This is a genomic window from Dehalococcoides sp. (assembly GCF_041654235.1).
Lineage (GTDB): Bacteria > Chloroflexota > Dehalococcoidia > Dehalococcoidales > Dehalococcoidaceae > Dehalococcoides > Dehalococcoides mccartyi_B.
The window spans coordinates 19,496-27,507 of the sequence record NZ_JBAZDW010000015.1 but is presented as its reverse complement, the minus strand read 5'-3'; the positions used below and the strand labels follow the sequence as shown (position 1 = coordinate 27,507).

Here is an 8,012-nt window from a genome sequence, read left to right as displayed (position 1 = left end):
CTTCAGATATTCCTGAGCGTATATGATAAAAATCTGCCTGATAGGTGATTTCAAGGTTTGCCCTGACCGCAGTATCTATAAGATGGCGGCCCAGCTGGCTGATTTTCTTTCAAAAGAAAAGGACATACTTCTCCTGCTCTGCCCCAGAGAACACTTCACCCGCCCCCGAAGCTTAAACCGTATCCGCCGTTTCCAGCCGGATATAATCCACCTGCTGGGCAAACCGGATGCCGCTGAACTTTTCCGCCTGAAGATGGCCAAACTGTCTGCCCCGCGAGCCAAAACGGTGATTTCGGCTCAACAGCCAGTCAATACCCGTACCGTCCGGAATATGCTTCCTTATATAAAACCGGACATGGCAATCTGTTTGTCCCAAAAAAGTGCCTCCTTTTTCAGGGAGGCCGGAATAGAGACTGTCATTTTGCCAAACGGAGTGGACATGGCTACCTTTCAGCCAGTCTCACCCGAAATCAAAGCCGAACTTCGCCGCCGGTATTGCCTGCCGCACAACAAACTCCTGCTTCTCCACGTGGGACCAATACGGGCAGGACGAGGTGTGGACCTGCTCCGACGAATGCAAAACCCGGATACCCAGGTAATCATGGCGGTCTCAAATCCGGGTATCTTTAACCGTACACTGCTGGAAAATCTGAGGAAAAGCGGTTGTATGATATTGACCAGTTTCCGCCCCAATATTGCAGATTTATATGCTCTGGCAGACGCTTATGTATACCCCATGCTGCTGGAAGAGGATGCCAACCACCAGATTTTTTCCAGCGAAATGCCTCTTTCGGTACTGGAGGCCATGTCTGCCAATCTGCCGGTTATAACTACCCCGTTCGGGGCTCTGCCGGAAGTATTTCCAGCCGGAGAGGGCTTATACTACGCCCATGATGATTTTGAATTTTTAAAAGCCTTTCAGGCCTATACTCAAAATCCGCCGGCCAATACCCGCCACAAAGTAGCCACCTGCGCTTGGCCTCTCATAATAACCAGCCTCAAAGAGCTATACACCAAGCTGTTAGCCTGAGAAAAGACCGCTTCAAACTGTGCTGAAGACAATTTTGAGCGGCTTAGTAAACACTGTGGTTTCACCGGCATAAAGCCAGATTTCCAGCACTTGGTTATCTCCAGCCTCAAACGGGGCAAAATAAAGCTCAAGTGACTTAATGGTATCCACCGGTACTTTTACCAGACCGTCAAATTCCCCGCCTTCTTTAAGGGAAAAGCGGTAGTTCTGGCCGTTAAGTAAAGCCTCTACCTGATAAACCATTTCGGACTGGCCGCTATTGAAGATTACCAGTTTAAGTCGGGCAGAAACAGCCACTACCGCAGGCTGGTTGCCATATTTAACCCCCGCCACCTGTTCATCATTTAAAATAAACAGGCTGGGAAAGTTTTCGGCAGTATCATTCAGCCCCAGCAGATAAAACTGGGTGAATTCAGCCGGGGAATAAACCTGTAGCAGCTGTTTTGCGGCAACTCCCCCCACCCCCAGCAGGCAAACCGTGAGAATCACATTCAGAAATATCTGGGAGGTGTTTGGAGGCAAATGCCTTTTGGTATCAGGCGGGGTTAGTATCAGACCGGGTTTCTCATTGGGCGGCAGATGCTGCCTCCGGCCAATGGCTATAAGGCAAAAAACAAGGCTGAAACCGCTAAGAGCATACAGAACACTCGCCTGCTCCAGCCCGACTGTATAGTTAAGCGCCAGCCCGGCCAATATGGATACTGACAAACTGAGCCCCAAACCCATCATAAACCGCCCGGAGCGGCTAAGACTAAGCCTTGACGGGTACAAGACAGACATCAGGGCATAACCCGGCACTATCAGAACTAGCGGCACGCCAAATAACAGCCGCAAAGGCAGCACCCAGCCGCCTTCGGCTGCCAGTACCGCCAAAACTATGAACAATAAAACTAGATACAGATCATAACGGCGTAAAAAATTCATCCCAAAAGACCAGCCCTGTAACCACAATACCTGATACTATGATAACCCAAATGGCACTCTCAGGCAAGCCTTTTTGGACTTTTGGGTTTTACTACATGAACCGCTCAAACCGTTCTTTGTCTGCCTTGCAAATGGGACACTCATCCGGCGCTTCGTCACGCCCGCACAGGTATCCGCAGACCCGACAACGCCAAACAGGATAAGCCAGCCCGGAAGGAGCTTCGGCAGGCTTTGTTTCCGGACGGGTTTCGGGCAAATGGCGGCGTTCAGGCACTGCCTGAGCCTTTTTTTCACCCTTTGCAATATGGCTATTTACATACAGCGCACAGTAGCAGCTGCCAAATTCACTCAGGTCTGCATCACGGTAATCACACGGGCAAATAATATCCAAGTCAGCCTTTTTATCACCTTTTGCCAGACGGCAGGGACAGGACGGGTAACCATAACGCTGGCGGTTAGCCAGTAAACCCTCAGCCAGCATCTTTACAAAAGACCCATCCGGGTTAAGGTGATAACCAGAAGCCTCAGCCTCATTTTTGAGACGTGCCTGAAAAAGTACAGGGCCTTCTGACGGTTCAGGAAGTTTTGAACTCATGCTTTCAGCGCCTCCCGTATTTCAGCTTCTTTATAACCTATTATCACTCTGTTTTCCCCGATAACCATCGTAGGAAAAGAGCTGGACGGGTTAAGAGCCGTCAGTTCTTTTACGGCTTTTTCCCGTTCCGCTCCGGTAAGCAAATCAACATATTCAAATTCGTAGGCTACTCCCAGTTCAGCCAGAAGCTGGCGGGTCAAACGGCACCAGCCGCAGGTACTTAGGGCATATAGTTTAATCTTACCTGCATTCCTGCCTATAATCTTTTCCATAGGTTAAAAATCACTCCTTCCCAAACTGATACGACACTTATAGCGAAAATCCCTTTTAAAGTTTACGGTAAATATTCCCTAGCTTTAAGCATACGCCGGTATTCAGGAAATATCACCCCTTAACTAAATTCGGTAAAAAAGAATAATAAACCGATGGAAAACCAGAAAAAGAACCCTTGGGGGGCACAGTCTAAACAGATTTGCCTTCAAAACAATAAAACCCGCCCGGTTCACCTTCGGACAGGTGATATTTGGCATAAACATCACAGCTGCCGCAGATGCAGGGTTTGCTGTGGTCAATCCCCTTGCAGAGAGACTTTCCGTTAACACAATATGCCTTGGGGATTTTATGCGGATCCAAAGGAGTTTCCTTGAGGCTGTTTTTCAGCTCAGCCATCTGGGTATGAACGCATTCACTCTGATTTTGTACAGGACATTTGTGGCATACACACTTATTTATAATATCCTGATTTAAAAGCATTTGCATACTCACTACATTCCTCTCGGTAACGCTGGCTGCGTCACATACACCAAAAAACCGGCTCTGAAAGCCGATAACAATCACTCGGATGTTCATTATGCTTTTTATCCGCTTCCGGCGGTATTAGTAAGTGTACGTATTTATTACAGGATGATTTCCGAATTTTGCCACTTGAAAAAGTCAATAGCGGACTTATGTAAGTATGTCTATACTTTTCAGACAAGAGGACTCCGGCGGGTAAAGAATAATAGGTTCAGGTCTGGAGGTTTGCCCTGAACCACTTCAGGGCTTTGGTCTCTAAGTCCCTGACAAAACCGGACTTGCCGTTTATATAGGCCTCTATGTCCTCGGGGAATTTGAGTGCCAGCGCCTTTTTGATACAGGAATATTCCGCTGCCACTGCCGCATAGCAACGCAGATAATCACGAAAGGCAAGGTGTCTTTCTATATCTGAGGAAGATACCCCGAAGATATGCACATGGGCAAACCGTATTTTATCAGTCCCCCGCACCAAAAAACGCCTGCCCGGAATGCCATATTCACCCAAATACAGGTAGCCTGCCCGCTCAAAGGTTTTCTGAAGCCTGTCTATAGCAGATATATCTTTGACCACCGGCATAATATCTATTATAGGTTTGGCACTAAGCCCCGGCACAGCGGTTGAGCCTATGTGGTGTATCTCAAGCAGATTATCTGCCAGTAAAGCCCGAAGCTTTACCGCCTCGGCATCATACTGCTCTGCCCAACAGGGATTATACTCCTCTACCGTTACCCGCCTGACCAATTTTTATGCCCCTGCCGCCGATTCGCCGGCCAGATAGCCGCTGGAAAAAGCCGCCTGAAGGTTGTAGCCGCCGGTATCCGCATCTATATCCATAACCTCGCCGCAGAAATACAGCCCCTTTATTAGTTTGGATTCCATAGTCCGGGGGTCTATCTCCTTTAGATTTACCCCGCCGGCAGTTACCACCGCCGAGGTCAGGGGGAGAGTGGAAGTAATATTAAACCGCAGGCACTTAAGGTTAGCCAAAATAACTTCACGCTCAGACGCCGTTATCTGCCCGCCGCACTTGAAGGGGTCTATGCCTGTCAGGTCTACAAACGGCCTTATCATTTTCTGGGGCAAAAGCTCTGAGAGCAGGTTTTGAAAACTGCGTTTGCCGAAGGTATCAAAATCCCGCTGGAGACGCAGACGCAGCTTATCCAAAGATAGCGCCGGTTTCAGGTCTATAGCCACACTCACCGCCCCTTGTTCCAATGCCTCGGCAACCGGAAGCCCCATCAGCATAGTCAAAGGCCCGCCCAGACCGAAATGAGTAATCATCAGTTCGCCCATGCGGCTTTCAATAACCGCTTTAGGCGGTTTCTTTCCCGTAATGCCCCGCCCCCAGTCCTGCAAAATCAAATCAAGAGGTATTTTATCCGCTTCACAGCGGTAGGAAGTCAGACGGATATTTTTCAGGGCTACTCCCTGCATACTCTGAACAAGGGCTATTTCCTTTACTACCAGAGGCACTAAAGCCGGACGGAGTTTTACAATGGTATGCCCCAGTGCTTCTGCCATGCGAAAGCCGTCCCCCGAAGAGCCGGTACCGGGGTAAGATGCCCCGCCGGTGGCAATCACAGCCGCATCCGCCCTGAAGGTCTCCTTTTCGGTTTTGACCCCCACAACTTGCCCGTCATTCACCAGTATCTGGCTAACCTTTTGACCAGCTATCAGGGTAGCGGCTGAGGCATATTTCATCAGTGCCCCCACCACATCTCCGGCCTTGTCCGAATCAGGAAAAAGCCTGCCGCCCCGTTCGGTCTTGGTTTCCACCCCGTAGCGGGCAAGCAACTCCACCAGTTCCTGCCTGAAAAAACGGCTGAAAGCACTGTATAAAAACCGCCCGTTAGGGCCGAAAGCGGTTATAAACTCGGCCATATCCCGGCTGTTTGAAATATTACATCTACCCTGCCCGGAAATAAGCATTTTCTTGCCCGGCTGTTCGGATTTTTCCAGCAGAATTACTTTGCCGCCGCATTCCGCCGCCCGGCCTGCCGCCATAAGCCCGCCTGCACCCGCCCCTATTACCACAATCTCTTTAACTGTCATTAAAACCACCGGCCCTTTTCGGCCAGCCTTTCTATTATATATAATACATTTTTAAGCCTTCTCATTTTACCCAATTCCCGTCCAATATAGAAATAGCCCTAAAAGCCGCCTTAACTTGAAAGCACAGGCAGTACGGGGTAATATAATCTGATATTTCAGATAGGAAAACAGAAATGGCCGAAAAATATAATCCGCAGGAAACAGAAAAAAAATGGCAGGATAAATGGGCGGCAGACCGCCTTTACCACGCCAGTGAAGACAGCCCCAAACCCAAATGGTACTCCCTTACCATGTTCCCTTATACCTCGGGCAATCTCCACATAGGCCACTGGTATGCCGAAGTTCCGGCGGACTGTTTTGCCAGATACAAACGCCTGAGAGGCTTTAATGTAATGCGCCCGGTGGGTTTTGACTCTTTCGGCCTGCCGGCTGAAAACGCCGCTATCAAGCACAATATCCACCCCCGTATCTGGACCCTGAATAACGTAGAAAACATGCGCCGCCAGCTGAAGACAATAGGTGCTATGTTTGACTGGGACAGGGAGGTTATAACCTGCCTGCCCGAATATTACAAGTGGACACAATGGTTCTTTTTAAAGCTGTATGAAGCCGGGTTGGCTTACCGTGCCAAAGCCCCGGTAAACTGGTGTCCCAGCTGCCAGGCGGTATTGGCCAACGAACAGGTGGTAGACGGCACTTGCTGGAGGTGCGAAACCCCCACCACCCGGCGCGACCTTGAGCAGTGGTTTTTCCGCATCACCAACTATGCAGACGAACTCAAAGACCACGAAGGGTTGGACTGGCCGGAAAAAATAACCGCCATGCAGAGAAACTGGGTAGGCAAAAGCTACGGAGCGGAAGTGTCATTCGCCCTTGACTGCCCAACTGCTTTTGAAAAAGAGATAAAAGTCTTTACCACCCGCCCGGACACTATCTACGGGGTTACCTTTATGGTGCTGGCACCCGAACACCCGCTGGTTGAAAAGATAACCACCCCCGAAAACAAAGCGGCGGTGGATGCCTATATAAAGAAGTCCCGTACCTGCACCGAGATTGAACGCCTTTCCACCGAAAGGGAAAAAGACGGGGTATTTACCGGTACATATGTAACCAACAGGGTCAACGGGCAGAAAGTACCCGTCTGGATAGGTGATTACGTACTCCAGAGCTACGGCACCGGGGCGGTTATGGGCGTACCCGCCCATGACGAACGGGATTTCGTTTTTGCCCAAAAATACCATTTGCCGGTTATAACAGTCATCGCCCCATCCGCATATGACGGCAAACCCCTTGAGGTGGCCTATATAAACGAAGGAGTTATGTTAAACTCCGGCCCTTTTAACGGTATGCCGAATACCGAAGGCAAGGAAAAGGTATGTGACTATCTGGCCGAACACGGCTGGGGCAAGAAAACCGTAAACTACAAACTGCGTGACTGGCTTATTTCCCGCCAGCGTTACTGGGGCGCCCCCATACCCATGGTCTACTGCGAAAAATGCGGCATTGTGCCCGTACCTGAAAAAGACCTGCCGGTACTCCTGCCGGAAGATGTTGAATTCCGCAGCGGAGGGGAATCCCCCTTAAAATACAACGAAGGCTTTGTAAATACCATCTGCCCGGTCTGCGGAGGAAAAGCCAAACGCGAAACAGATACCATGGATACTTTCATGTGTTCTTCGTGGTATTTCCTGCGTTACACCAGCCCCGGTTATGACAAAGGACCGTTTGACCCGGTAAAACTCAAATACTGGATGCCGGTAGACCTTTATACCGGCGGTGCCGAACATGCGGTTATGCACCTTTTCTATTCCCGTTTCTTCACCAAAGCCCTGCGGGATATGGGCATAATAGACTTTGGCGAACCCTTTAAAAAGCTCTTTAACCAAGGCATTATTGTCAGCAACCACCAGAAAATGAGCAAATCCAAGGGCAACGTGGTTACCCCGGATAATCTGGTGGCGGAAGTAGGCACAGACGCCGTCAGGGCTTACCTGATGTTTGTGGGTCCGTGGGATCAGGGCGGCGAATGGAATGATTCCGGCCTTTCGGGCATGAGCCGCTGGCTGAACCGGGTCTGGAACCTGTTTACCGAGGAATATGCTCCCCAAACCGCCTCGGCTGAAGCGGAACGCGAACTTGAACGCACCCTGCACCAGACTACCAAGAAGATAACCATGGATATTGAACGGCTGCGTTTCAATACCGTGGTAGCCGCCCTTATGGAGCTTTCAAACAGTCTGGCAAAGCTAAAGGAAACGGCGGCCATTTCGGCAGAAAACTGGCAAAACACACTTCAAACTTTTGCACTTATGCTTGCTCCGGTTGCCCCCCATATTGCCGAGGAACTCTGGGCTAATCTGGGCATGGAGTATTCAATCCACAACCAGAACTGGCCGACGTGGGACGAAGAACTGGCCAAGGACGAAGTTATAACCCTGATTATTCAGGTAAATGGCAAGCTCCGCGAAAGGCTGGAAATGCCGGCCGGAATTTCAGAGGCCGAAGCCAAGGAAACGGCTTTAAACAGCGAAAGGGTCAAACCCCATCTGCTGGGCAAAACCCCCGTAACTGTTATATACGTACCCGGCAAATTAGTAAATATTGTGGTGAAATAA

8 protein-coding genes are annotated in these 8,012 nt (G+C 49.9%); 2 read left to right on the top strand and 6 right to left on the bottom strand.

Going from position 1 to position 8,012, the window contains the following annotated elements; translation table 11 throughout:
- Positions 1-22: 22 nt before the first annotated feature.
- A complete protein-coding gene (locus WC259_RS03225) occupies positions 23-1,030 on the top strand; it encodes a glycosyltransferase family 4 protein (protein WP_011308814.1) in 1,008 nt (335 codons plus the stop codon).
- A gap of 12 nt (positions 1,031-1,042) precedes the next feature.
- On the opposite strand, the gene WC259_RS03220 is transcribed toward WC259_RS03225, so the two are convergent.
- The 6 genes from WC259_RS03220 to WC259_RS03195 all read right to left on the bottom strand — a co-directional run bounded on the left by WC259_RS03220 (position 1,043) and on the right by WC259_RS03195 (position 5,397).
- Positions 1,043-1,954 carry a DUF1616 domain-containing protein gene (locus WC259_RS03220; RefSeq protein ID WP_372643154.1) on the bottom strand — a complete coding sequence of 304 codons (912 nt, stop codon included), beginning with the start codon at positions 1,952-1,954 and terminating at the stop codon, positions 1,043-1,045.
- 91 nt (positions 1,955-2,045) lie between these two features.
- On the bottom strand, positions 2,046-2,549 hold the full coding sequence (locus tag WC259_RS03215; protein WP_011928667.1) for a ferredoxin-thioredoxin reductase catalytic domain-containing protein: 504 nt from the start codon (positions 2,547-2,549) through the stop codon (positions 2,046-2,048).
- Positions 2,546-2,821, bottom strand: coding sequence for a glutaredoxin family protein (locus tag WC259_RS03210; protein WP_012984126.1), 276 nt, complete (start codon positions 2,819-2,821; stop codon positions 2,546-2,548). The genes WC259_RS03215 and WC259_RS03210 overlap by 4 nt, the downstream gene beginning before the upstream one ends.
- Before the next feature lie 190 nt (positions 2,822-3,011).
- Positions 3,012-3,398 carry a DUF2769 domain-containing protein gene (locus WC259_RS03205; protein ID WP_011308810.1) on the bottom strand — a complete coding sequence of 129 codons (387 nt, stop codon included), beginning with the start codon at positions 3,396-3,398 and terminating at the stop codon, positions 3,012-3,014.
- A 157-nt stretch (positions 3,399-3,555) separates the two neighbouring features.
- A complete protein-coding gene (locus WC259_RS03200; RefSeq protein WP_012984125.1) occupies positions 3,556-4,086 on the bottom strand; it encodes a GrpB family protein in 531 nt (176 codons plus the stop codon).
- A gap of 3 nt (positions 4,087-4,089) precedes the next feature.
- Positions 4,090-5,397 carry an NAD(P)/FAD-dependent oxidoreductase gene (locus WC259_RS03195; RefSeq protein ID WP_011308808.1) on the bottom strand — a complete coding sequence of 436 codons (1,308 nt, stop codon included), beginning with the start codon at positions 5,395-5,397 and terminating at the stop codon, positions 4,090-4,092.
- 173 nt (positions 5,398-5,570) lie between these two features.
- On the opposite strand from WC259_RS03195, the gene leuS reads away from it, so the two are divergent.
- A complete protein-coding gene (gene leuS / locus WC259_RS03190; protein ID WP_372643150.1) occupies positions 5,571-8,012 on the top strand; it encodes a leucine--tRNA ligase in 2,442 nt (813 codons plus the stop codon).